Raw genomic sequence first — 23366 nt, forward strand, 5'->3', positions numbered from 1 at the left:
CCCGGCCGGGGGTGCGAGACTGCGGGGGTGATCGACGCCGCCCTGCACGCCCGGCAGCTCGCGCTGCCGGGGTTCGAGCCCCGCAACCAGCAGGCCCTCGCCGATGCCCGGGTGCTCGTGATCGGCGCCGGCGGGCTGGGCAGCGCCGTGCTGCCCGCTCTCGCGGCCGCCGGCGTCGGCACGATCGGGATCATCGACGACGACGTCGTCGAGCGCTCCAACCTGCACCGCCAGACCGTGCACGCCGCGGCCGACGTCGGGCGGCGGAAGGTCGACTCGGCGGCCGAGCGGCTCGTCGCGATCGCGCCGGCGGCGGAGGTCATCCGGCACCCCTCCCGGTTCGAGGGCGAGGCGGCGCTCGCGCTCGCCCGCGACTACGACCTGATCGTCGACGGCAGCGACACCTTCGCGACGCGCTACCTCGCCGACGACGTCGCGAGCATCACCGGGCGGCCGCTGGTGTGGGGCGCGGTGCTCGCCTACGGCGGGCAGGCGGGCGTCGGCCGGCTCGCCGGCGGCCCGGGCTACCGCGACCTGTTCCCGAGCCCTCCCCCGCCCGGGACGGTGCTCGACTGCGCGCGCGGCGGCGTGCTGCCGACGGTGTGCGGCATCGTCGGCTCGATCATGGCCACCGAGGTGATCAAGATCATCACCGGGATCGGGCAGCCCCTGACCGGCCGCGTCACGACGTACGACGCGCTGACGGGCGCGTTCCGCGAGCTCGCGTACGCCGCGGACCCGACCGCCGAGCCGGTGACGGGGCTCATGGACTACGCCGCGTTCTGCGGGGTCGACGCGGGCGGCGATCCCGAGGCGGCGGGCACCGATGCGCTGACCGCCCCGCAGCTCGCCGCGCGGCTCTCGGCCCCCGGCGGCGCCGAGCGCGTGCAGCTCGTCGACGTGCGGGAGGAGTGGGAGTTCGCGATCGGCAGCATCCCCGGCGCGCGGCTCATGCCGCTCGGCGCCCTGCCCGCGATGCTCGACGTGCTCGACGCCGACCGGCCCGTCATCGCGTACTGCCACCACGGCATCCGGTCGCTCACCGCGCTCGCCGTGCTGCGCGCGGCGGGGTTCGACGCGCAGCACCTCGAGGGCGGCATCGACGCCTGGTCGGCGCAGGTCGACCCCGACGTCGCCCGCTACTGAGGAGGCCCGATGACCGATGCGACCCCGACAACCCCGCGCACGATCGAGCTCGTGCACCTGCTCGCCTCCCCGCTGCACCGCTACGAGGGCCGGCCGGCCGAGGGCGCGCTGCCCGCCGCGGGCGAGGAGCTGCACGACCGCATCGAGCTGCGCGAGGGTCTCGGGATCGTCGGCGACCGCTACTTCGGGCACCGGGCTCACGTCGGCGCCGCCGTGACCCTGCTCGCCATGGAGACGATCGACGAGCTCGCCGAGCGCTTCGGGCTCAACCCCGAGCAGGCCGCGCGCCGCGCTCGGCGCAACATCCTCACGCGCGGGCTCGACGTCGACGCGCTGCGCGGCGCGACCATCCGCCTCGACACCGGCGAGGGCGAGGTCGTGCTGCGCGCGACGCGCCCGGCGAACCCCTGCGCGTGGATGGATGCCGAGCTCGCGCCCGGCGCGTTCCGAGCCCTGCGCGGCCGCGGCGGGATGCGCTGCGCCGTGCTCTCGAGCGGTGCGCTGCACCGCGGTCAGGCGACCTGCACGATCACGCCGTGATACCCCTCGGCGCCATCGGGCGCCACGGGCACCTGCGTGGATCGCTGCGTCATGCCGGCGGCGTCCGTCGCCCGCACCTCGAGCAGGTGCGAGCCGCTCGTCGCGTCCCACTCGTAGACCCACTGCCGCCAGGTGTCGATCGAGATCGCGTCGGCGAGCCGGGCGCGGGCCCACGGCCCGCCATCCACCCGCACCTCGACGCGCTCGATGCCGGTGTGCTGCGCCCAGGCGATGCCCGCGACCGCGACGGTGCCCTGCCCGACGGAGGAGAAGGCGCGCGGCACATCGATGCGCGAGTGGGTCTTGACCGGGCCGCGCTCGGACCAGCCGCGCGTGCTCCAGTAGGCGAGGTCGGCGTCGAAGCGGGTCACCTGCAGCTCGACGACCCACTTCGTCGCGGAGACGAAGCCGTAGAGGCCCGGCACGACCATGCGCACGGGGAACCCGTGCTCGAGCGGCAGGGGCTCGCCGTTCATGCCGATCGCGAGCAGGGCATCCCGATCGGGATCGGTCAGCACGTCGAGAGGCGTGCTCGCCGTCCAGCCGTCCTGACTGCGCGAGAGCACCATGTCGGCCTCGGGCAGGGGCCGCGCCATCGCGAGCACGTCGCGGATGGGGTGGCCCAACCAGAGCGCGTTGCCGGTGAGATCGCCGCCGACCTCGTTCGACACGCACATGAGGGTGACGTACGACTCCTGCAGGGGCATCGCGGCGAGCTCGTCCCAGCCGATCTCGACCTCCTGCTCGACGAGGCCCGTGACGCGCAGGCGCCACTGGCTCGCATCGATGCTCGGCACCTGCAGGGCCGTGTCGATGCGGTAGAAGTCGGCGTTCGGAGTGACGAGCGGGGTGATGCCCGGCACGTCGAGCGCGGTGCCGGCCGCGAGCGGGGCGGCGGCGGATGCGGCGGCCGGCAGCACGATCGCGTCGCGGGCGCGCTGCGCCATCGCGGTGGCGGAGGCGATCGCGCGCGATCCGAGCCCGACGACGACCGCGCCCGCGGCCGTCGCCGTGAGCATGCCGAGGAAGCCGCGGCGGCCGAGATCGGCGGGGGTGCGGGCGGCGGGATCCGAGCGGGCGGGGCGGCGCGGGGCCGTCGCGATCGCGGTCGGGACGCCGGGGGCGAAGGGGCCGCGGGCGGGGGTCGCGGGGACGGGAGTCGCGGAGGCGGGAGTCGCGGGGGCGGCGGCCCCGCGCACGGGCGCTGCGGGGGCGGCGGCCGTCGCGGCCGCCTCCTCCCAGACGCGCAGCCGCGCCGTGAGCAGGCGCAGCACGAGCACCCCGACGACGAAGCCGATCGCGGTCGGCGCCGCCCAGAGCGAGGTCGCCTCGGCCCGGGTGAGCACGGCGACGAGCGCGACGATGCCGACCACGCCGACCGTCACGGCGCCCCACGGCGGGCGGCGGCGCTCGAGCAGCCCGGCGATCACGGCGAGCACGGCGACGAGGAGGCCGACGATGATGAGTAGCACGAGCTTGTCGTTGACGCCGAAGAGCGCGATCATGACGTCCTTCAGCCACGGCGGCGCGAGATCGATCGCCAGCGCTCCGACCGCGAGCACCGGACTGCTGGCCGGCGCCAGCAGCAGCGCCAGCAGCTCGGTCGTCGCGAGCGCCGCCCCCGCGGCGACCGCGCCGGTGAGAGCGGCCCAGAGGGTGCGTGCGCGTGCGGTCATGGTCAGAGGCTACGCATGAGCAGCTGAGGGCGCCCTCCGTAAACCTTTCCGATTCCTTACGGTGCGCCGAGCCCCCGCGCCCGCGCCGGACTCGCCGCGATACTGAGGGCATGAGCCAGCTCTCCGCCGCCGCGCAACCCGCCGGCGCCCCGCGCCGCAGCGTCGACGAGCACCGGCGCGCCGTCGCCGCCCTGCTCGCCACCGCGCCGCCCGCCCGCACCGAGTCGGCGCCGCTCGTCGAAGCCCTCGGGCGCGTCACCGCCGCCGCGATCGCCTCCCCCGTCGACCTGCCGCTGTTCCGCAACGCGCAGATGGACGGTTACGCCGTGCGCGCCGCGGACGTCGCCGCCGCCGGACGCCCGGTCGCGGGCTCCCCCGACGGCGTCGTCGTCGAGCTGCCGGTCGTCGGCGTCGTCGCCGCCGCCGCGGGCCGCGTCGAGCCGCTCGCCCCGGGCACCGCGGTGCGCATCATGACGGGGGCGCCCGTTCCCGAGGGGGCCGACGCGGTGGTGCCGGTCGAGGACACCCGGCCGGGAGGATCCGGCTCGAGCGTCGGCATCGTGCGGGCGCGGGCGGCAGGCGAGTACGTGCGGGAGCGGGGGGACGATCTGCGGGCGGGCTCCGAGCTGCTGCCGGAGGGCATCCGTCTCGCCTCGCGCCACCTCGCCGCGATCGCCGCCGCGGGCATCGAGCGCGTCGCCGTGACGGCCCGCACGCGCGTCGCGGTGATCACCACCGGAGCGGAGCTCGTCGCGCCGGGCGCGGCGCCGCAGCCGGGCCAGGTGCACGACGCGAACGGACCGGCGCTCGTCGCCGCGGTCACCGAGGCCGGCGCCGAGGTGTCGTACCGCGCGCGGGTCGGCGACGACGCCGACGAGCTGCTCGCCGCGCTGGACGCGGCCGCGACGGTGAGCGACCTCATCCTCACCTGCGGCGGCATCTCGAAGGGCGACTTCGAGGTCGTGCGCATGGTGCTCGAGCCCCGCGGCGCTTGGGTGGGCTCCGTCGCGATGCAGCCGGGCGGCCCGCAGGCGACGGCCGTGCACGCGGGAGTGCCGGTCGTCTGCGCTCCCGGCAACCCGGTCAGCGCGCAGCTGACCGTCGAGCTCTTCGTCGCCCCGCAGCTGCGCGCGGCCGCCGGCCTGCCCCCCGCGGGGCGGGAACGGCGCACCCTCACGCGCGATGTGCGCTCGATCCCCGGCGTCGTGCAGCTGCTGCGCGCCCGGGCCGTCGACGGCGGCCGCATCGAGCCCGTCGCCGGGCCCGGCTCGCACCTCGTCGCCGCGATGGCCCGGGCCGACCGCATCATCGAGATCCCGGCCGAGGTCGAGCGGCTCGACGCCGGGGACGAGGTGCGAGCATGGGTGCTGTGAACGAGCGACCGGGTCTCAGCCATCTCGACGCCGACGGCCGGGCCCGCATGGTCGACGTGGGCGGCAAGCCGGTCACCGCGCGGGTCGCCACCGCGACGGGCCGGTACCGCACCCGCCCCGACGTCATCGCCCTCGTGCGCGGCGACGGACTTCCGAAGGCCGACGTGCTCGCGACCGCGCGCCTCGCCGGCATCGGCGGGGCCAAGCGCACGAGCGAGCTCATCCCGCTGTGCCACCCGCTGCCCCTCGACGCGGTGTCGATCGACTTCGAGCTCGACGACTCGAGCATCCTCATCACGGCCACCGCGCGCACCACCGGTCGCACGGGCGTCGAGATGGAGGCCCTCACCGCCGTCGCCGTCGCGGGCCTCACGCTGCACGACATGGTGAAGGCGGTGGATGCGCACGGCACGCTCACCGACGTGCGCCTCGAGGCGAAGACGGGCGGGCGCAGCGGCGAGTGGATGCGCGATGACGCGCCCGTCGAGGCCCCCACCCCGGCGCCCGCCGTGCGACCTCGCACCGCCGCCGTCATCGTCGCCTCGACCCGCGCCGCCGCGGGCACCCGCCCCGACGAGACGGGCCCGGCGATCGCCGCGTGGCTCGGCGAGCACGACTTCGCCGTGGACGCCGTCACCGTCGTCGCCGATGCGGCCGTCGGCGAGGCCCTCGACGCCGCGCTCGCGACCGCTCCCGCCGTCGTGCTCGTCACGGGCGGCACGGGCGTCGGCCCCTACGATCGCACCCCCGAGGCCGTCAGCGCCCGTCTCGACACCGCCCTGCCGGGCATCGCCGAGGCCGTGCGCGCCCGCGGCCTCGCTGCCACCCCGACCGCCGCGCTCAGCCGCTGCGTCGCGGGCATCGCGCGCGGCGCGGTCGTCGTCGCCCTGCCCGGCTCGCGCGGCGGCGTGCGCGACGGGCTCGCCGTGCTCGAGGGGCTGCTCGACCACCTCGTCGACCAGCTCGCGGGCGGCGACCATGGCTGAGGGCGCGGCCGAGGCCGGCGCGCTCGTTGATGCCGGCGCCGACGCCGGCGCTGTCCTCGCTCGCGTCACCGCCGAGCCGCTCGACGCGGACGCCGTCGAGCGCTGGGTCGCCACTCGATCCGACGGCGCCGTCGTGACCTTCCGCGGAGTCGTGCGCGACCACGACCGCGGGCACGCGGTGACCGGGCTCGAGTACCAGGCGCATCCCGAGGCCGAGGCCCTGCTCGCGCAGACCTGCGCCCGCGCGAGCGCCGCCTCCGGCCTGCGCATCGCCGCCGTGCACCGCACCGGGGCGCTCGAGGTCGGCGATCTCGCCCTCGTCGCCGCCGTCGCCTCCCCGCACCGGGCCGAGGCCTTCGCGACCCTCGCCGCGCTCATCGACGCCATCAAGACCGAGGTGCCCATCTGGAAGCGCCAGCACCTCGCCGACGGCGCGACGGAGTGGGTCGGGCTCTAGTCCGGGCGCCGGGCGGCGTCGGCGGGCGCCCGGCCCGCGGCGATCATCCCCCGGCGAAGGGCGGCAGCACGTCGATGCGCGCCCCCGCGTCGACGGCGAGGGGATGCCCGTCCTCGCGCCGCACGACCCCGTCCACCAGGAACGAGCCCTGCGCCAGCACCGCCTGCATCGCCGGGCCGTAGCGGGCGACGAGGTGCGCGCGCACGGCGCCGACGGTCGTCAGCGCCCGTGCCTCCTCGCCGGTCAGCCGCTCCTCCTCGCGGCCGGCGGCGTCCGCGGCCGCCGCGAAGTACCGCAGTCTCAGCTCAGCCACCGATCGCCCCCATCGTGCGCACCGGGCGCTGGAAGCCCTCGCGCTCCATGCCGTGCCCCGCCTGCTTGCCCCACATCGCCGCGCGCCAGAGATCGGCGAGCGCCCCGTCGCCCGCGCCCGCGCGCAGCGCCCCGCGCAGATCCGTCTCGTCGTCGCCGAAGAGGCACGAGCGCACGGTGCCCTCGGCGGTGAGGCGGGTGCGGTCGCAGGCCGAGCAGAACGAGCGCGTCACGGAGGCGATGATGCCAACGCGCGCCGGGCCGCCGTCGACGAGCCACGACTCGGCCGGGGCGTGCGGGTCGTCCCGGTGCGGGGCGGTGAGCACGAAGCGCGGGGCGAGGCTCGCGACGAGCTCGGCGGCGTCGACCATGTTCTCGCGCACCCAGGCCTCGTCGGCGTCGAGCGGCATCTGCTCGATGAACCGCAGCTCGACCCCGTGCTCGAGCGCCCAGGCGAGGAGGTCGCCGGCGCCGGCGAGGGTGTCGCGCATGAGCACGGCGTTGATCTTGAGCGGGGTGACGCCCGCCCGCCTGGCCGCCTCGATGCCGCGCAGCACGGCCGGCAGCCGATCGCGGCGGGTGAGGCGCGCGAAGTGGTCGCGGTCGACGGTGTCGAGCGAGATGTTGAGGCGCGTGAGCCCCGCGGCGAGCAGCGCGTCGATGCGGCGCTCGAGCCCGATGCCGTTCGTCGTGAGCGAGATCGAGGCGGTGCCGGCGACGCGCGCGCTGCGCTCGATGACGTCGACGAGGTCGGGCCGCAGCAGCGGCTCGCCTCCCGTGAACCGCACGTCGACGACGCCGAGCTCGTCGATCGCGATGCGCACAAGCCGGGCGATCTCGTCGGCGGTGAGCAACCGGCCCGTCGGCACGACGGGCAGCCCCTGCTCCGGCATGCAGTACGTGCAGCGCAGCGAGCAGGCCGTCGTGAGCGAGATGCGCAGGTCGCGGGCCGTGCGACCGAAGCGGTCGATCAGCGCGGTCGTGGCGGGTCGACCGGCGGTGCCGGGCGGCCCGGGGGCGGCGCGGCGCGCGGCGGGCATCCCGAGGCCGATCGTCGACATGCCGCCACCGTAGGGCCGTTCGCTGTGCGCGGCCCGCAGCCCGGATGGGGATGCCGCGACACCGTGTCGGCGGCGACGACTAGCGTGACCGGGGTGAGGCCGCTGCAGCTCCGGCGGCGGGCAGGGGGATGCACCGCGATGCCGTTCGAGACCGTGGAGGGGGCGCCGCTCGACGGCGTGCCGCTGCTGTACCGGATGGGCCGCGAGTTCCAGGTGACGCGGCCCTTCGCCTACCGCGACCCGCGCGACGGCGTGGTGACGCTCGTGCCCGCTCATGACACCGCGCGGCCGCCGACCTCGGGCAACTCGACCGACTTCGCCTCGGTGCCGCCGTTCCTGTGGGGCCTCATCGCGAACTACGGGCCGCAGACGCTGCCGGCGATCCTGCACGACGCGATGGTCGAGCAGGCGCGGCGGGCCCCCGAGCCCGAGCGGCTGGCGCGCCGGCGGGTCGCCGACGACCTGTTCCGCCTCGCGCTCGTCGACAACGGCATCCACCTGCTGCGCGCGCGGGTCATGTGGGCGGCGGTGGGTCTCGAGAGCCGCTGGCGGCACGGCGGCCTCGGCGGGCGCATCCTCATCGCCCAGGTCGCGCTCGGCGCGCTCGCGCTCATCGCCGCGGTCGTGCTCGGCATCCTGCTGACGCCGTGGTGGATGCTCGGCCTCGCCCTGCCCGCCACCCTGGCGCCCCTCCAGCGCACGTCCGCGCCCCTCGTCGTCGCCGCCACCTACCTCGGCGCGCTCTACGCCCCGCTCGTGCTCGGAGCCTTCCTGGCCGCGCACGTCGAGGGCCTCATCGCGCTCGTCGTCTGGCTCGCGACCGGCCGCCGCGGCCCGCGCCCGCAGGCCGAGCCGACGATCGTCTGGAAGGCCGAGTACGGCCCGGAGCGCCTCACCCGTTGACGCGGAACGGCCGCCGCCCCGAGGGGCGACGGCCGTTCACCCTGCTACTGCGTCAGCGCAGCGTCCAAGACTGCGTCAGCGCGCAGCGCTGCCGTCGCCGTTCCTGCGCGCTCGCGCGTCGGAACGAATCAGCACAGCGTCCAGGACTGCGCGGATGTCAGCGCGCAGCGCTGCCATCCGTGTAGTCGGAATCGGTCTGCTTCCAGGCGAAGAGCGCGCGAAGCTTGCGGCCGGTCTCCTCGATGGGGTGCTTCTCGCCCTTGTCGCGCAGCGCGTGGAACTCGGGGGCGCCGGCGTCCTGGTCCTCGATGAAGCGGGTCGCGAAGGCGCCCGACTGGATGTCGGCGAGCACGGCCTTCATGTTCTCCTTGACGGAGGGGTCGATGACGCGGGGGCCCGAGACGTAGTCGCCGTACTCGGCGGTGTCGCTGACGCTCCAGCGCTGCTTGGCGATGCCGCCCTCCCACATGAGGTCGACGATGAGCTTGAGCTCGTGCAGCACCTCGAAGTAGGCGATCTCGGGCTGGTAGCCGGCCTCGGTGAGCACCTCGAAGCCGTACTGCACAAGCTGCGAGGTGCCGCCGCAGAGCACGGCCTGCTCGCCGAAGAGGTCGGTCTCGGTCTCCTCGGTGAAGGTGGTCTTGATGACGCCGGCGCGGGTGCCGCCGATGGCCTTCGCGTACGAGAGCGCGAGGTCCCAGGCGTGGCCGGTGGTGTCGCGCTCGACGGCGACGATGTCGGGGATCCCGCGGCCGGCGACGAACTCGCGGCGCACGGTGTGGCCGGGGGCCTTGGGGGCGACGAGGATGACGTCGACGCCCTCAGGCGCGTCGATGTAGCCGAAGCGGATGTTGAAGCCGTGGGCGAAGGCGAGCGTCTTGCCGGCGGTGAGCTTGTCCTTGATGCTCTCGGTGAAGATCGCGCGCTGGTGCTGGTCGGGGGCGAGCACCATGATGACGTCGGCCCACTCGGCGGCGTTCGCGACGGTCATGACGGTGAAGCCGTCCTCCTGCGCCTTCGGGGCCGACTTCGAGCCCTCCTTGAGGGCGATGGTCACGTCGACGCCCGAGTCGCGCAGGTTCTGGGCGTGGGCGTGGCCCTGCGAGCCGTAGCCGACGATGGCGACCTTCTTGCTCTGGATGAGCGCGATGTCGGCGTCGTTGTCGTAGTAGATCTCAGTCACGAGGGTGTTCTCCTTGGGGTGATCGGTACGGGATGCTCCGCGCGAGGCCGGGCGGCCGCGGGCGGGTCTGGTCGGTGGTCAGTTCTTGAGCACGCGCTCGCTGATGCTCTTCGAGCCGCGGCCGATGGCGAGCAGGCCCGACTGCGCGATCTCCTTGATGCCGTAGGGCTCGAGCACGCGCAGCATGGCCTCGACCTTGGCGGTGTCGCCGGTCACCTCGATGACGAGGGCGTCGGTGGCGACGTCGACGACCCGCGCGCGGAACAGCGTGGTGGCCTCGAGGATCTGCGAGCGGGTGGTGTTGTCGACGCGCACCTTGATGAGCATGTGCTCGCGCTGCACCGACTGGCCGGGGTCGAGCTCGACGATCTTGAGCACGTTGATGAGCTTGTTGAGCTGCTTGGTCACCTGCTCGAGGGGCAGGCCCTCGACCTCGACGACGACCGTGATGCGCGAGAGCCCGGGCACCTCGGTCGTGCCCACGGCGAGCGAGGTGATATTGAAGCCGCGTCGGGCGAAGAGCCCCGCGACGCGGGTGAGCAGGCCGGGCTTGTCCTCGACCAGCAGCGAGAGCACGTGGTAGGTCATGGCTTACTCCCTCTCCCACTCGGGGGCGTGGTCGCGGGCGTACTGCACCGAGGAGTTGCCGACGCCCTGGGGCACCATCGGCCACACCATCGCGTCACGGCTGACGATGAAGTCGATGACGACGGGGCGGTCGTTGGTCTCCATGGCGAGGCGGATGGCCGGCTCGACCTCCTCGGGCGTCCGCACGCGGATGCCGAGGGCGCCGTAGGCGTCGGCCATCTTCACGAAGTCGGGCACCATCACGGTGTCGTGCCCCGTGTTGAGGTCGGTGAAGGAGTGCCGGCCGTCGTAGAACAGCGTCTGCCACTGCCGCACCATGCCGAGCGAGGAGTTGTTGATGACCGCGACCTTGATGGGGATCTTGTTGATCGTGCAGGTCGCGAGCTCCTGATTGGTCATCTGGAAGCAGCCGTCGCCGTCGATCGCCCACACGAGGCGGTCGGGCTCGGCGACCTTGGCGCCCATGGCGGCGGGCACGGCGTAGCCCATCGTGCCCGCGCCGCCCGAGTTGAGCCAGGCGCCGGGTCGCTCGTACTTGATGAACTGCGCGGCCCACATCTGGTGCTGGCCGACGCCGGAGGCGTAGACGGCCTCGGGGCCCGAGAGCTCGCCGATCTTCTCGATGATCCACTGCGGCGAGAGCAGGCCGTCGTCGGGCATCGTGTAGCCGAGCGGGTACTGGTCGCGCAGCGTCTCGAGGCGCTTCCACCAGTCCGCGTAGTCGGGCTGGTGGGCGGCGGCCGCCTGGCGGAAGACCGGCAGCAGGTCCGCGAGCACCTCGCGGGCATCCCCCACGATCGGAACGTCGGCGGCGCGGATCTTGCCGATCTCGGCGGGGTCGATGTCGACGTGGATGACCTTCGCCCCGGGCGCGAACTCGCTCACCTTGCCCGTGACGCGGTCGTCGAACCGGGCGCCGAGGGCGATGAGCAGGTCGCTCTCCTGCAGGCCGAGCACGGCCGGAACGGTGCCGTGCATGCCGGGCATGCCGAGGTGCTGCTGGTGCGAGTCGGGGAAGGCGCCGCGCGCCATGAGCGTCGTGACGAGGGGGGCGCCGGTGGCCTCGGCGAAGGCGAGCAGCTCGCGGTGCGCGCCGGCGCGGATGACGCCGCCGCCGACGTAGAGCACGGGCTTCCGCGCCTCGACGATGAGCTGCGCCGCCGCCTGGATCTGCTTGCCGTGCGCCTTGGTGACCGGGCGGTAGCCGGGCAGCTCGACCTTCGGCGGCCAGTGGAACGGCGCGGACTTCTGCTGGGCGTCCTTCGTGACGTCGACGAGCACGGGGCCGGGGCGACCGGTCGTGGCGATGTGCACGGCCGCGGCGAGCACCGCGGGCACGTCCTCCGGCTTGGTGACGAGGAAGGAGTGCTTGGTGATCGGCATCGTGATGCCGGTGATGTCGACCTCCTGGAAGGCGTCGGTGCCCATCGAGGTCGAGAACACCTGACCGGTGATCGCGAGCATCGGCACCGAGTCCATGTAGGCGTCGGCGATGGCGGTGACGAGGTTCGTCGCGCCCGGGCCCGAGGTGGCGATGCAGACGCCGAGCCGACCGCTCGAGGCGGCGTAGCCCTCGGCAGCGTGGCCGGCGCCCTGCTCGTGGCGCACGAGGATGTGGCGGATGGCCGTGGAGGCCATGAGCTCGTCGTAGAAGGGCATGATGGCGCCGCCGGGCAGGCCGAACACGTCCGTCACGCCGAGCTTCTCGAGAGAGGCGAGGATCGCGCCCGACCCGGTGAGCATCGGCGGTTCAGTGCGTGCGGACTGCGCGGGACTCGGCACGGGGGTCGATTCCGTGGGCATGGGGAGACGTCCTTGTGATCGTGATCGAGTGGCGGGAACGCCGAGGCGTCAGCCCGTGATCGCGCCCTTCGCGGCGGACTGCACGAGCTTCGTGTACTTGGCGAGAACGCCCCGGGTATAGCGCGGGGGAAGGGGCGCCCAGCCGGTGCGGCGCGCCTCCAGCTCGTCTGCGTCGACCAGTACGTCGAGGGAGCGAGCAGCGATATCGACCCGTATGAGATCACCATCGCGCACGAAGGCGATCGGACCTTCGTCGACCGCTTCGGGAGCTATATGGCCGATGCAGAGGCCGGTTGTGCCGCCCGAGAATCGTCCGTCCGTCAAGAGTAGTACATCCTTGCCGAGCCCCGCCCCCTTGATGGCGGCGGTGATGGCGAGCATCTCGCGCATGCCGGGGCCGCCCTTGGGGCCTTCGTAGCGGATGACGACGACGTCGCCGGCGCTGATCTCGCCGGCCGTCAGCGCGTCCATCGCGGCGCGCTCGCGCTCGAAGACGCGGGCCGGGCCCTCGAAGACCGCGGCGTCGAATCCGGCGGTCTTGACGACGGCGCCCTCGGGGGCGAGCGAGCCCTGCAGGATCGTGATGCCGCCGGTGGCGTGGATGGGGTTGTCGAGCGTGCGCAGCACCTCGCCGTCGAGCGGGTCGGGGTTCAGCTCGGCGAGGTTCTCGGCCATGGTGCGCCCCGTGACGGTCATGACGTCGCCGTGCAGGAGTCCGGCATCCAGCAGCGCCTTCAGCAGCACGGGCAGGCCGCCCTGCCGGTCGACGTCGTTCATGACGTACCGGCCGAAGGGCTTGAGGTCGCCGATGTGGGGCACGCGCTCGCCGATGCGGGTGAAGTCGTCGAGGGTGAACTCGACCTCGGCCTCGTTGGCGATCGCGAGGATGTGCAGCACGACGTTCGTCGAGCCGCCGAGCGCCATCGCCACCGTGACGGCGTTCTCGAAGGCCTCCTTGGTGAGGATCTGCCGGGCCGTGATGCCGTGGTTGAGCAGGTTGACGACGGCCTCGCCCGAGCGGTGCGCGTACATGTCGCGGCGGCGATCGTAGGATGCCGGGCTCGCCGACCCCGGAAGGCTCAGGCCGAGCGCCTCGGCGACGGAGGCCATCGTGTTGGCGGTGTACATGCCGCCGCAGGCGCCCTCGCCCGGAGCGAAGGCGCACTCGATGCGGTGCGCGTCCTCGGCGCTCATCCGGCCGGCCTTGACCGCGCCCACCGCCTCGAAGGAGTCGATGATCGTGATCTCCTTCTCGGTGCCGTCGCTGAGCTTGACCCAGCCGGGGGCGATCGAGCCGGCGTAGAGGAAGACGCTCGAGAGGTCGAGGCGCGCCATCGCCATGAGCATGCCGGGGATCGACTTGTCGCAGCCGGCGAGCAGCACCGAGCCGTCGAGGCGCTCGGCCTGCATGACGACCTCGACGCTGTCGGCGATGACCTCGCGGCTCACGAGCGAGAAGTGCATGCCCTCGTGGCCCATCGAGATGCCGTCGCTCACGCTGACGGTGCCGAACTGCAGCGGGTACCCGCCGCCGGCGTGCACGCCCTCCTTCGCGGCCTGCGCGAGGCGCGCGAGCGAGAGGTTGCAGGGGGTGATCTCGTTCCACGAGCTGGCGATGCCGACCTGCGGCTTGTCCCAGTCGTCGTCGCCCATGCCGACCGCGCGCAGCATGCCGCGCGAGGTGGTGGCTTCGATGCCGTCGGTGACGACGCGGGAACGGGGCTTGGGGTCGATCGCGGACATGGGCCGAGTTTACGCCGGGCCCGGGTCCTTCCCTGACGGCCCGGCGGCCCGTCCGGCGGCGGGCTCCGCGGCCGGCTCGGCACCGGGCTCGACGCTCGGCGCGAGCGCTGGGTCGGGCACCTCGGCCTCGCCGCCGGGCAGGTCGCCGCGCCCCGCCGAGGCGATGTCGTCGGCGAGCTCGTCGGTGATGAGCGTGCCCGCGTCGAAGTCTCCTGTTCGGTAGCCCGCGCGCCCGACCATGTGCGCCGCGATGGGCGCCGTCAGCATCTGGAACACGACGACGGGGATGAGCAGCAGCAGCACCGCGCCGCTGCGCGCGCTGAGCGCGAGGGCGAGCACGACGAAGACGAGGCCGAGGATCTGCGGCTTCGTCGCGGCGTGCAGTCGGCTCAGCGCATCGGGGAACCGGTTGAGGCCGATGCCCGCGGCGAGCGAGAGGAACCCGCCGAGCACGAGCAGCACGCCCGCGGCGATGTCGAGCGCCTCGACCACGGGGGCGTCGGGGGTCATGAGGCCTCCTCCCCCGTCGCGGCGGTCGGGTTCTCAGCGCCGAGCCCCGGGGCGACGCGGGTGTCGTCGGGCCGCGTCACGAAGCGCGCGACGGCGACGGTGCCGAGGATGGCGGTGGCCGCCATGACCACCATGAGCGGGATCGTGCGGGTGTGCTGGTTCGCGACCATCTCGGCGCCGACGACGAGGATCAGGGTCGTCAGCAGCACGTCGCTCGCGATGATGCGGTCGACGATGCTCGGCCCGCGGATCACGCGCAGGATCGCGAGCAGCGCCGTCACCGAGAAGAGGGCGCCAGCGATCCAGAGCAGCACGGTCATCGCACGGCCTCCCATTCCTCGCGCGAGCCGAGCGCCCGCAGGATGCGCCGCTCGTAGGCGAGCACGCTGTCGTGCGCGTGCGCCACCTGCTCGGGCGTCTCGATGCCGAGGCTGTGGATGTAGAGCACCGAGTGCGGGCGGTCGACCTCGAGCACGACCGAGCCGGGCACGAGGCTCACGGCGAGCGCCGTGCCCGTGAGCACAAAGTCGTTGCGGGTCGTGAGGTCGACCCGGATGACCGCGTTGCGCGTGACGCCCCGCGGGCGCATCGCCTGCCAGGCGACCTCGAAGGATGCCCGCACGAGGTCGACCGCGAACCGGCCGAGCAGCACGAGGAACCACCACGGGTTGAAGCGGCCCGAGAGCTCGACGGGCGGCAGGTAGAACGCCCGCGTGACGAGCAGCGCCACGACGACGCCCGTGACGATCGTGAACGGCGTCACCGACCCCCAGAGCATCATCCACAGCAGCACGAGGGCCAGCAGCAGCGGCGACTGCTGCAGCAGGGGCACCCGCTCGCGCTCGCGGCGCTTGTCATTCACGCGGCTCCCCCTCCTCGGTGCTCGTGGGGAACACGGTCTGGATGTACGCCCCGGGCCCGTCGAGGTTGCCGCCCGCGCGGTCGGCGAGCGCGTAGACCGGCCCGGCGAAGACCGTGAGCGCGAGGCTCACGGCGACCATCCCGGCCGTCGCCGCGGTCATGAGGCGCGGGGTCGCGCGGGTGACGGCGATCGTCGACGTGCTGAGGGGCGCCTCCTCGACGGAGCGGAGCAGGCGCGACTCATCGCCCTCCACCGCATCGGCCGAGCGCCAGAACACGAGGTTCCAGACGCGGATGAGCGCGTAGAGGGTGAGGAGGGAGACGAGGGCTCCGGCGCCGATCAGGGTGTAGGCCAGGGCATCCCCCTGCTCGGCGGTCGCCCGGAACAGGCCGAGCTTGCCGATGAAGCCCGAGAACGGGGGGATGCCGCCGAGATTGAGCGCGGGGATGAAGAAGAGCGCCGCCACCATCGGGGCGCTCGCGAGCAGCCCGCCGATGCGCGTGATCGAGGTGCTGCCGGCCTCGCGCTCGATGAGGCCCGCGGCGAGGAAGAGGGTCGTCTGCACGACGATGTGGTGGGCGATGTAGTAGATCGCCGCCGCGGTGCCCTCGACGGTGCCGAGGGCGACGCCGAGGATCATGTAGCCGATGTGGCTGACGAGCGTGAACGACAGGATGCGCTTGATGTCGGCCTGCGCGACGGCGCCGAGCGCGCCGACCACCATCGTCAGCAGCGCGAGCACCATGAGCCAGGGGTTGAGCTCGGGGCCGGGGAAGATCACCGTCTCGACGCGGATGATCGCGTAGACGCCGATCTTGGTGAGCAGTCCGGCGAAGGCCGCGGTCACCGGCGCGGGCGCCGACGGGTACGAGTCGGGCAGCCAGAACGACAGCGGGAACACGGCCGCCTTGATGCCGAAGCCGACGAGGAGCATGACGTGCAGCACGATCTGCACGTCGAGCGGCAGATCGCCGATGCGCTGGGCGATCTGGGCGATGTTGACCGTGCCGAGCGCGCCGTAGATCATCGCGATCGCGGCGAGGAACAGCAGCGACGACAGCAGGCTGACGATGACGTACGTGACGCCGGCGCGGATGCGCGACACCGTGCCGCCGAGGGTGATGAGCACGTAGCTCGCGACGAGCAGGATCTCGAAGCCGACGTAGAGGTTGAAGAGATCGCCCGAGACGAAGGCGACCATGACGCCCGTGGTGAGGATGAGGTAGGTCGGGTTGTAGATCGACACCGGGGTCTCGTCGTCGCCGTCGGCGAGACCCTGGCCGACCGAGAACACCAGCACCGCGAGCAGCACGATCGACGAGACCAGCACCATGAGCGCCGAGAGCCGGTCGACGACGAGCACGATGCCGAAGGGCGCCTGCCAGCCGCCGACCTCGACGACGAGCGGGCCGCCCGCGTCGACCGCGACGAGCATGACGGCGCCGAGCGCGAGCTCGATGACGAGGGCCGTGATCGCGATGATCCGCTGCGGGCGCGCCCGGCGGCCGACGACGAGCGTCGCGGCGGCGCCGAGCAGCGGCACCAGCACGACGAGGGGCACGAGGAAGGTCACTTCTCGACCTCCAGGGGGAAGTCGGTGGTGCTGGCCTCGAATGCCGTCTCCTCCGAGGGCATCGCCACGGTGCCCTCGCGCAAGGCGACGTCGTCGGCGTCGTCGCTGAGGTCGTCGGCGTTCGCGAGCCGCCAGGAGCGGTAGATGAGGGCGAGCAGGAACGAGGAGACCGCGAAGGTGATGACGATCGCGGTGAGGATGAGCGCCTGCGGCAGCGGGTCGGTGTACTCCTCCGGCGCGAGCGACTCGTCGAAGATCGGGGCGACGCCGGCCTCGCCCGCCATGATCAGGATGAGCAGGTTGGTGGCGTTGCCCGCGAGCAGGAACCCGAGCAGCACGCGGGTGAGGCTGCGCTCGAGCAGCAGGTAGACGGCGCAGGCGTACATCGCCGACATGACGATCACGAGCACGAGCGAGACGGTCATCCGCGGCCTCCTCGGCTGTCGATGCCGACGCCCGTGCCGTCGGCGCCCGATGCATCGACGGGCTCGGCCGCCTCGTCCGGCACGCGGAACTCGGGGTCGCCCTGCCGGTCGACCTCGGCGCCGAGCGAGCGCAGCACGTCGAGCACCAGGCCGACGACGACGAGGTAGACGCCGACGTCGAAGATCGTCGACGTGACGAACTTGATCTCGCCGAGCAACCAGACCTCGCCCTCCCAGTAGGCGGAGGTCAGGGCATCCGCCCCGAGGAGGAGCGGCACGATCGCGGTACCGACGGCGAGCAGCAGGCCGGTGCCGAGCAGCGTACCGGCGCCGATCGGGGCGGCCGCGCCCAGCTCGTAGCGCCCGCCGGCGAGGTAGCGGGCGACGAGCGCGAGGCCCGCCACGAGGCCGCCCGCGAAGCCGCCGCCGGGCAGGTTGTGGCCGGCGAAGAGCAGGTAGAGGGAGACGACGATGAGCGCGTGGAAGAGCAGGCGCACCACCACCTCGAGCAGGATCGAGCGGTTGCGCGGGTCGAGGGTGGGGCCGGCGAGGATCCACGCGTTGCGCAGCTCGCCCGGGGCCGCCTGCTCCTTGACCCGCACGAGGCGGTCCTCGACCCGCTGGCGCATCGCGCCGCGGCGGGCGCGGGCGGGGGTGTCGGCCCGGCCCCGGATGAAGAGCAGGCTCGCGACGCCGGTCGCGGCCGCGATGACGACGGCGAGCTCGCCCATGGTGTCCCAGGCGCGGATGTCGACGAGGGCGACGTTGACGATGTTGCGCCCTTGGCCGTCGACGTAGGCGAGCTCGGGCCATTCCAGCGAGATCGGCAGGGCGACGCGGGCGCCCGAGGCGACGATGGCGATGACGCCCATGACGACGCCGACGGCGATGCCGAGCAGCGCCCTCACGAGCTTGCGGGTGCTGCCGTGCTTGTCGCCGAGCGAGGCGGGCAGGCGGCGCAGCACGAACACGAAGGCGATGAGGGTGACGAGCTCGACGAGGATCTGCGTGATGGCGAGATCGGGGGCGCCCATGAGCGCGAAGATCGCCGACATGCCGAATCCGGTGACGCCGACGACGACGACCGCGGTGAAGCGCTTATGCGCGCGGGTGGCCGCGACCGCGGCGATGATCATGACGAGCCCGATGGCGGCCTGGGCGGGGTGGTCCCAGAGGCGGAACTCGTCGGGCCAGGTGTCGCCGAGCAGCAGCGCGCTCGTCGTGACGACGACGAAGACGACGAGGATGACGCCGAGGTAGAAGGGCAGCGAGCCGCGCTGGGTGACCCCCGTCACGCGCACGGCGAGCCGGTCGACGGCGCCGACCGAGTCCCAGTAGAGCTCGGAGGCGCTCACGGGGCTGTGCACCCGCGCCTGCAGGCGGGCGAGCGGCTCGCGGGCGAGGAACAGGGCCGCGCCGAGCACGAGCGCGAGCACGGAGAGGCCGAGCTCGAGGGTGAGGCCGTGCCAGAGCTCGAGGTGGTAGTCGGTGCCCTGATCGGGGAAGGCCGCCGCCACGGGAGCGATCGCCCCGTCGGCGAGCGCCGCGAGCGGGCCGAGGGCGAGGCTGGCGACGGCGAGGATCGCCGGGGCGATGAGGAAGCTCGGGACGACGGGCGCCGACTGCTCGACCGGGTCGACGCCCGGCTTGCGGGCGAAGGCCCCCCAGAAGAAGCGGATGCTGTACGCCGTGGTCAGCACCGAGCCGAGCAGCACGCCCACGACGGCGGCGAGGGCGAGACCATCGCCGGCCTCGGCATCGACGATGAGGCCGTGCAGCACCGCCTCCTTCGCGACGAAGCCGAACAGGGGCGGCAGCCCCGCCATGCTGGCGAGGGCGAGCGCCGCTATGGTCGCGAGCACGGGCGCCCGCCGGCCGAGCCCGCTCAGCTTGCGCAGGTCGCGCGTACCCGTCCCGTGGTCGATGATGCCGACGACGAGGAAGAGAGTGGCCTTGAAGAGCGCGTGCGCGACGAGCAGGGCCGTCGCCGCGAGCGCGGTGTCGCGCGTGCCCCACCCGGTGACCACCATGAGGAACCCGAGCTGGCTCACCGTGCCGTAGGCCAGCAGCAGCTTGATGTCCGTCTGACGCAGCGCCGCCCATCCGCCGAGCAGCATCGTGGCGATGCCCAGCCCGATGAGCAGCTCTCGCCACGCTGGGGTCTCGGCGAACCCGGGGGCGAGACGCGCGACGAGGTAGACGCCCGCCTTCACCATGGCGGCGGCGTGCAGGTAGGCGCTCACGGGGGTCGGAGCCGCCATGGCGCCCGGCAGCCAGAAGTGGAAGGGCACGATCGCCGACTTCGAGATCGCCCCGACGAGGATGAGCACGATCGCCGCGGTCGTGAGCGCGCCCGAGGGCGAGGTCGACACGATCACCGTCAAGCTCGTGCTGCCGGCCTCGACCGCGAGCAGCACGAGGCCCACGAGCATGACGAGGCCGCCGAGCGTCGTGGTGATGAGCGCCTGCAGAGCCGCTCCGCGACTCGCCTTGCGCCCCTGGTAGTGGCCGATGAGCAGGTACGAGAGCACGCTCGTGAGCTCCCAGAACACGAAGAGCAGGAAGACGTCCTCCGCGAGGATGAGCCCGTACATCGCGCCCGCGAACGCCGTCAGCGTGCTCGCGAAGCGGCCGATGCCCTCGCTGTCGGGGCCGAAGTAGCGCGCGCAGTACAGCATGACGAGCGCCCCGACCCCGGTGACGACGAGCGTCAGCACCCACGCGAGCGGGTCCATGCGCAGGTCGAGCGTGAGCCCGAGCTCGGGGATCCACGGCAGGCGCTCGACGAGCTCCGTGCCGGCGAGCACCGAGGGCCCGACGACGAGCGCGTGCACGAAGCCGGCGAGCGGCACGAGCGCGCCGAGCAGGAAGACGCCGCGCTTCACATACGGTGTCAGGAATACGAGGCCGATCGCGGCCGCTCCGAACACCAGCAGGACGAGGAGCATGCGTCCTCCCTCGGGTGTCGGTGCGGCACGGGCGGGGGTGAGGGCGGCGGGCCTGAGCGGGCGCGCGGTCGGAACGAGTTTACCGAGTGGTCGGAGGGTTCTCGCGCCGAGCATCCAGCAATCGTTCGAGCACCCGTGCCATCGCGCGCGGGTCGGCCACGCGATGGGGGGCGACGGTGCCGGCCGGGCCGACCTTGATGCCGAGATCGCCGTCGACGAGCGCCTGCAGGCCGTCCTCGTCGGTGACGTCGTCGCCGGCGAAGAGCACGGCCGGCTGCCCGAGCCGCTCGCGCAGCACGCGCAGGCCGTCGCCCTTGGTCGCATCGCGCGCGGCGAACTCGACGACGTTCTTGCCGTCGCGCACGGTGAGCCCCGCGTCCTGCGCGGCCGCCTCCGCCCGCACCGCCTCGATGAGGGATGCCGCTGCCGCGGCATCCTCGACGATGCGGGTGTGCACGGCGAACCCGGCCGGCTTCTGCTCCATCCAGGCCCCGGGCACCGCGTCCACGAGCGGCTCGAGCCGGAGCCGCAGCAGCCGCACGCGCTCCCGGTCCTGCGGGGTCGCGGCCGGCAGCACCTCCCCGTCGCCGAGGCGCACCTCGAGCCCGTGCGAGCCCACCAGCGGCACCTTCGCGGGCATCTCCCCCACGGCGGCGAGGCTCTCGAGCGAGCGCCCGCTGACGAGGGCGACGGTCGTGGCGGGCAGGGCGTGCAGCGCGAGCAGGGCGGCGTGCGCCTCCGGCAGCGCGCGGGCGGCCTGCGGGTCGTCGACCTCGGGGGCGAGGGTGCCGTCGAAGTCGAGGGCGACGAGCAGCGCGGGCGCGGCGGCGAGCCGATCGATCGCCGCGGCGAGCGCGGGGTCGAGGGCGGGCTCGAACGCGGCCTCGGCGGCGGGCTCGGCCGTCATCAGCGGCTCTTCCGGGCGGCGCTCTCGAGCGTCTCGAGGAAGGTGTGCGACCAGTGCGAGACGTCGTTGTCGCGCAGGCGGCGGCGCAGCGCGCGCATGCGGCTCGAGCGCTCGCGCTTCGGCATCGCGACGGCCTGCATCATCGACTCCTTGAGCCCCTCGATGTCGTGCGGGTTCACGAGCAGCGCGTTCTTCAGCTCGTCGGCGGCACCCGCGAACTCGCTCAGCACGAGCACGCCGTCCTCGTCGTGGCGGCAGGCCACGTACTCCTTGGCCACGAGGTTCATGCCGTCGCGCAGCGCGGTCACGAGCATGATGTCGGCGGCGAGGTACAACGCGACCATCTCCTCGCGCGGGTAGCCCTGGTGCAGGTAGGCGATCGCGCCGTGGCTGATGGTGGCGTAGTCGCCGTTGAGCCGGCCGACGGTGAGCTCGATCTCGTCGCGCAGCTGCATGTAGGCCTCGACGCGCTCGCGGCTGGGGCTCGCGACCTGCACGAGGATGGCGTCGCCGACCGTGATCGAGCCCGAGCTCAGCAGCTCGCCGTAGGCCTTCAGCCGGTGGCCGATGCCCTTGGTGTAGTCGAGCCGGTCGACGCCGAGCATGATCGTCGTCGGATTGCCGAGATCCTCGCGGATCTGCCGGGCGCGCTCGATGATCTCGGGGCGCTTGGCCATCTGCTCGAAGCTCTCGACGTCGATCGAGATCGGGAACGCCTTCGCGACGACGGTGCGGTGCCCGCCGCCCTCGAGCGGCACGCGGATCTCGGGGCTCTTCGTCGCGTAGCCGAACAGGCGGCGCACGGCCCGAGAGAAGTTGCCGGCGTCGGCCACCCGCTGGAACCCGATGACGTCGGCCCCGAGCAGCCCCTCGACGATCTGCCGGCGCCAGGGCAGCTGCGCGTAGATGCCGTAGGGCGGGAAGGGGATGTGGTTGAAGAACCCGATGGTCAGGTCGGGCCGCAGCTCGCGCAGCATCGCCGGCACGAGCTGCAGCTGGTAGTCCTGCACCCAGACCGTCGCGTTCGGCGCGGCGATCGCGGCGCTGGCCTCGGCGAAGCGGCGGTTGACGGCCCGGTACGACTCCCACCACTCGCGGTGGAACGCCGGCGGCGAGATGACGTCGTGGTAGAGCGGCCAGAGCGTGTCGTTGCTGAAGCCCTCGTAGTACTGCTCCACCTCGAGCGCGCTCAGCGGCACGGGCACGATGTGGATGCCGTCCTCCGTCGACGGGGGCAGCTCGAGGTCCGGCTTGCCCGCCCAGCCGACCCAGGCGCCGTCGGCCTCGCGCATGAGCGGCTCGAGCGCGGTGACGAGGCCTCCGGGCGAGCGGCGCCAGGCCGGCTCCCCGTCGACGTCGATGATGCGGTCGACCGGCAGGCGGTTCGAGACGACGATGAAGTCGTACTCGGTGTTCTTCGGCATCGGTTCGCTCCCGTGTCGTCGGCCGCAGCCGTCGCGGCGAGCGGCGCCCTCGACGGTATCAGCCGCATCTCACCGTCCTCTCAGCGGACGATCGGCTGCGGCCGCGCCTAGGCTGACCGCGTGACGCGCATCGGTATGGGCACGACGAGCGTGCTGCCGCGGCGGCTCGAGGCGGCGTTCCGGCTCGCCGCGGATGCCGGCTTCGACGGCATCGAGGTGATGGTCACGAGCGATCCGGCGACGCAGAGCGCGCGCGGCATCGCTGCGCTGGCGTCGCGGTTCGGGATGCCCGTGCTGAGCATCCACGCCCCCGTGCTGCTCTTCAGCGCCCTCGCCTTCGGCCGCGACCCGCGCACGAAGCTCGAGCGGGCCGCCCGGCTGGCCGCCGACCTCGGAGCGACCACGGTCGTCGCCCACCCGCCCTGGCGCTGGCAGGGTCGCTGGGCCGAGCGCTTCGAGCAGGCCGTCGGCGGGATCGCCGCACGGCACGGGGTCGTCGTCGCGGTCGAGAACATGTTCCCGCTGACCGCGGGCGGTCGCGCGCGGCAGGCCTTCGCGCCGCACTGGAACCCGGGCGAACTCGCCGTCGACCGCCTCGTGCTCGACGTCTCGCACGCGACCATGGCGCGGCGCTCGGCGCTCGAGCTCGCCGAGCAGTGGGGCGACCGCCTGCACCACGTGCACCTGTGCGACGCGGCCGCGCCCGAGGCCGGCGGCCGCCTGCACGATGCGCACCTCGTGCCCGGGCGGGGCGGTCAGCCGGTCGCGGCGCTGCTGCGGCACCTCGCCGCCTCGGGCTTCACCGGCGACGTCGTCGCCGAGCTCAACACCCGGCACTGCGGCCGAGACGACGCCGCACGGCTCGCCGAGCTGCGCGAGACGGTCGCCTTCGCCCGCGAGCACCGGGGCTGAGCGCCCCGCCGCCCGGCACGGCCCGCTGCCCGCG

The 23366-nt window shown here is 73.4% G+C and carries 22 protein-coding genes; 7 read left to right on the plus strand and 15 right to left on the minus strand.

Going from position 1 to position 23366, the window contains the following annotated elements; translation table 11 throughout:
- The first annotated feature begins 27 nt into the window (after window positions 1–27).
- The gene (locus HGB54_RS09640; RefSeq protein ID WP_168916229.1) at window positions 28–1146 is read left to right on the plus strand and encodes a ThiF family adenylyltransferase; all 1119 of its coding nucleotides are present in this window, start codon (window positions 28–30) and stop codon (window positions 1144–1146) included.
- 9 nt (window positions 1147–1155) lie between these two features.
- Window positions 1156–1686: an MOSC domain-containing protein gene (locus HGB54_RS09645; protein ID WP_168916230.1), complete on the plus strand. Its 531-nt coding sequence runs from the start codon at window positions 1156–1158 to the stop codon at window positions 1684–1686.
- Here the strand turns inward: HGB54_RS09645 and HGB54_RS09650 are convergent.
- Window positions 1659–3362, minus strand: a complete 1704-nt coding sequence (locus tag HGB54_RS09650; RefSeq protein WP_168916231.1) for a molybdopterin-dependent oxidoreductase — start codon at window positions 3360–3362, stop codon at window positions 1659–1661. The two genes, HGB54_RS09645 and HGB54_RS09650, sit on opposite strands and share 28 nt — an antisense overlap.
- 110 nt (window positions 3363–3472) lie before the next feature.
- Between HGB54_RS09650 and HGB54_RS09655 the strand changes: the two genes are divergently transcribed.
- The 3 genes from HGB54_RS09655 to HGB54_RS09665 are packed head-to-tail and all read left to right on the plus strand — an operon-like array spanning window position 3473 to window position 6178.
- Window positions 3473–4735, plus strand: a complete 1263-nt coding sequence (locus HGB54_RS09655; protein ID WP_168916232.1) for a molybdopterin molybdotransferase MoeA — start codon at window positions 3473–3475, stop codon at window positions 4733–4735.
- Window positions 4732–5721 (plus strand): bifunctional molybdenum cofactor biosynthesis protein MoaC/MoaB, encoded by a 990-nt coding sequence (gene moaCB / locus HGB54_RS09660; protein WP_323740666.1) that lies wholly within the window; start codon window positions 4732–4734, stop codon window positions 5719–5721. The genes HGB54_RS09655 and moaCB overlap by 4 nt, the downstream gene beginning before the upstream one ends.
- On the plus strand, window positions 5714–6178 hold the full coding sequence (locus tag HGB54_RS09665; protein ID WP_168916234.1) for a molybdenum cofactor biosynthesis protein MoaE: 465 nt from the start codon (window positions 5714–5716) through the stop codon (window positions 6176–6178). The genes moaCB and HGB54_RS09665 overlap by 8 nt, the downstream gene beginning before the upstream one ends.
- A gap of 43 nt (window positions 6179–6221) precedes the next feature.
- Here the strand turns inward: HGB54_RS09665 and HGB54_RS09670 are convergent, their stop codons facing one another.
- Window positions 6222–6491 carry a MoaD/ThiS family protein gene (locus tag HGB54_RS09670; protein WP_168916235.1) on the minus strand — a complete coding sequence of 90 codons (270 nt, stop codon included), beginning with the start codon at window positions 6489–6491 and terminating at the stop codon, window positions 6222–6224.
- Window positions 6484–7551, minus strand: a complete 1068-nt coding sequence (gene moaA / locus HGB54_RS09675) for a GTP 3',8-cyclase MoaA (protein WP_168916236.1) — start codon at window positions 7549–7551, stop codon at window positions 6484–6486. The genes HGB54_RS09670 and moaA overlap by 8 nt, the downstream gene beginning before the upstream one ends.
- Window positions 7552–7689: 138 nt before the next feature.
- On the opposite strand from moaA, the gene HGB54_RS09680 reads away from it, so the two are divergent.
- On the plus strand, window positions 7690–8454 hold the full coding sequence (locus tag HGB54_RS09680) for a DUF1353 domain-containing protein (protein WP_168916237.1): 765 nt from the start codon (window positions 7690–7692) through the stop codon (window positions 8452–8454).
- Between the two features lie 157 nt (window positions 8455–8611).
- On the opposite strand, the gene ilvC is transcribed toward HGB54_RS09680, so the two are convergent.
- The 12 genes from ilvC to otsA all read right to left on the minus strand — a co-directional run bounded on the left by ilvC (window position 8612) and on the right by otsA (window position 22420).
- Window positions 8612–9637 (minus strand): ketol-acid reductoisomerase, encoded by a 1026-nt coding sequence (gene ilvC / locus HGB54_RS09685; RefSeq protein ID WP_168916238.1) that lies wholly within the window; start codon window positions 9635–9637, stop codon window positions 8612–8614.
- A 78-nt stretch (window positions 9638–9715) separates the two neighbouring features.
- Window positions 9716–10225, minus strand: coding sequence for an acetolactate synthase small subunit (gene ilvN, locus HGB54_RS09690; protein ID WP_168916239.1), 510 nt, complete (start codon window positions 10223–10225; stop codon window positions 9716–9718).
- A 3-nt stretch (window positions 10226–10228) separates the two neighbouring features.
- Window positions 10229–12028, minus strand: a complete 1800-nt coding sequence (locus HGB54_RS09695; RefSeq protein WP_168916240.1) for an acetolactate synthase large subunit — start codon at window positions 12026–12028, stop codon at window positions 10229–10231.
- A 48-nt stretch (window positions 12029–12076) separates the two neighbouring features.
- The gene (gene ilvD / locus HGB54_RS09700) at window positions 12077–13771 is read right to left on the minus strand and encodes a dihydroxy-acid dehydratase (RefSeq protein WP_168916241.1); all 1695 of its coding nucleotides are present in this window, start codon (window positions 13769–13771) and stop codon (window positions 12077–12079) included.
- Window positions 13772–13780: 9 nt separating this feature from the next.
- Window positions 13781–14281, minus strand: coding sequence for a monovalent cation/H(+) antiporter subunit G (gene mnhG, locus HGB54_RS09705; RefSeq protein ID WP_168916242.1), 501 nt, complete (start codon window positions 14279–14281; stop codon window positions 13781–13783).
- A complete protein-coding gene (locus HGB54_RS09710) occupies window positions 14278–14601 on the minus strand; it encodes a monovalent cation/H+ antiporter complex subunit F (protein ID WP_168916243.1) in 324 nt (107 codons plus the stop codon). The genes mnhG and HGB54_RS09710 overlap by 4 nt, the downstream gene beginning before the upstream one ends.
- On the minus strand, window positions 14598–15143 hold the full coding sequence (locus HGB54_RS09715) for a Na+/H+ antiporter subunit E (protein WP_168916244.1): 546 nt from the start codon (window positions 15141–15143) through the stop codon (window positions 14598–14600). The genes HGB54_RS09710 and HGB54_RS09715 overlap by 4 nt, the downstream gene beginning before the upstream one ends.
- Window positions 15136–16716, minus strand: a complete 1581-nt coding sequence (locus HGB54_RS09720) for a Na+/H+ antiporter subunit D (protein WP_168916245.1) — start codon at window positions 16714–16716, stop codon at window positions 15136–15138. The genes HGB54_RS09715 and HGB54_RS09720 overlap by 8 nt, the downstream gene beginning before the upstream one ends.
- On the minus strand, window positions 16713–17141 hold the full coding sequence (locus HGB54_RS09725; protein ID WP_168916246.1) for a Na(+)/H(+) antiporter subunit C: 429 nt from the start codon (window positions 17139–17141) through the stop codon (window positions 16713–16715). The genes HGB54_RS09720 and HGB54_RS09725 overlap by 4 nt, the downstream gene beginning before the upstream one ends.
- On the minus strand, window positions 17138–20089 hold the full coding sequence (locus HGB54_RS09730) for a Na+/H+ antiporter subunit A (RefSeq protein WP_168916247.1): 2952 nt from the start codon (window positions 20087–20089) through the stop codon (window positions 17138–17140). The genes HGB54_RS09725 and HGB54_RS09730 overlap by 4 nt, the downstream gene beginning before the upstream one ends.
- A 79-nt stretch (window positions 20090–20168) precedes the next feature.
- Window positions 20169–20996 (minus strand): trehalose-phosphatase, encoded by an 828-nt coding sequence (otsB, locus tag HGB54_RS09735; protein ID WP_168916248.1) that lies wholly within the window; start codon window positions 20994–20996, stop codon window positions 20169–20171.
- Complete coding sequence (otsA, locus tag HGB54_RS09740; protein WP_168916249.1) at window positions 20996–22420, minus strand: alpha,alpha-trehalose-phosphate synthase (UDP-forming); 1425 nt, start codon at window positions 22418–22420, stop codon at window positions 20996–20998. Before otsA ends, otsB begins: the two co-directional genes overlap by 1 nt.
- 120 nt (window positions 22421–22540) lie before the next feature.
- Here otsA and HGB54_RS09745 point away from each other — a divergent pair, with 120 nt between their 5' ends.
- On the plus strand, window positions 22541–23332 hold the full coding sequence (locus HGB54_RS09745) for a sugar phosphate isomerase/epimerase family protein (RefSeq protein WP_168916250.1): 792 nt from the start codon (window positions 22541–22543) through the stop codon (window positions 23330–23332).
- The last annotated feature ends 34 nt before the right edge of the window (window positions 23333–23366 follow it).

The organism is Microcella flavibacter (assembly GCF_012530535.1).
In the GTDB taxonomy this organism is placed as follows: Bacteria; Actinomycetota; Actinomycetes; order Actinomycetales; family Microbacteriaceae; genus Microcella; species Microcella flavibacter.

Bases quoted from the DNA above. Each gene is read 5' to 3' on its own strand.
- HGB54_RS09710 (WP_168916243.1), bottom strand. From the start codon at position 14,601: ATGACCGTGCTGCTCTGGATCGCTGGCGCCCTCTTCTCGGTGACGGCG.
- HGB54_RS09680 (WP_168916237.1), top strand. From the start codon at position 7,690: ATGCCGTTCGAGACCGTGGAGGGGGCGCCGCTCGACGGCGTGCCGCTG.
- HGB54_RS09655 (WP_168916232.1), top strand. From the start codon at position 3,473: ATGAGCCAGCTCTCCGCCGCCGCGCAACCCGCCGGCGCCCCGCGCCGC.
- otsB (WP_168916248.1), bottom strand. From the start codon at position 20,996: ATGACGGCCGAGCCCGCCGCCGAGGCCGCGTTCGAGCCCGCCCTCGAC.
- mnhG (WP_168916242.1), bottom strand. From the start codon at position 14,281: ATGACCCCCGACGCCCCCGTGGTCGAGGCGCTCGACATCGCCGCGGGC.
- HGB54_RS09725 (WP_168916246.1), bottom strand. From the start codon at position 17,141: ATGACCGTCTCGCTCGTGCTCGTGATCGTCATGTCGGCGATGTACGCC.
- ilvN (WP_168916239.1), bottom strand. From the start codon at position 10,225: ATGACCTACCACGTGCTCTCGCTGCTGGTCGAGGACAAGCCCGGCCTG.
- HGB54_RS09665 (WP_168916234.1), top strand. From the start codon at position 5,714: ATGGCTGAGGGCGCGGCCGAGGCCGGCGCGCTCGTTGATGCCGGCGCC.
- HGB54_RS09645 (WP_168916230.1), top strand. From the start codon at position 1,156: ATGACCGATGCGACCCCGACAACCCCGCGCACGATCGAGCTCGTGCAC.
- HGB54_RS09650 (WP_168916231.1), bottom strand. From the start codon at position 3,362: ATGACCGCACGCGCACGCACCCTCTGGGCCGCTCTCACCGGCGCGGTC.
- moaA (WP_168916236.1), bottom strand. From the start codon at position 7,551: ATGTCGACGATCGGCCTCGGGATGCCCGCCGCGCGCCGCGCCGCCCCC.
- HGB54_RS09695 (WP_168916240.1), bottom strand. From the start codon at position 12,028: ATGCCCACGGAATCGACCCCCGTGCCGAGTCCCGCGCAGTCCGCACGC.
- ilvD (WP_168916241.1), bottom strand. From the start codon at position 13,771: ATGTCCGCGATCGACCCCAAGCCCCGTTCCCGCGTCGTCACCGACGGC.
- otsA (WP_168916249.1), bottom strand. From the start codon at position 22,420: ATGCCGAAGAACACCGAGTACGACTTCATCGTCGTCTCGAACCGCCTG.
- HGB54_RS09730 (WP_168916247.1), bottom strand. From the start codon at position 20,089: ATGCTCCTCGTCCTGCTGGTGTTCGGAGCGGCCGCGATCGGCCTCGTA.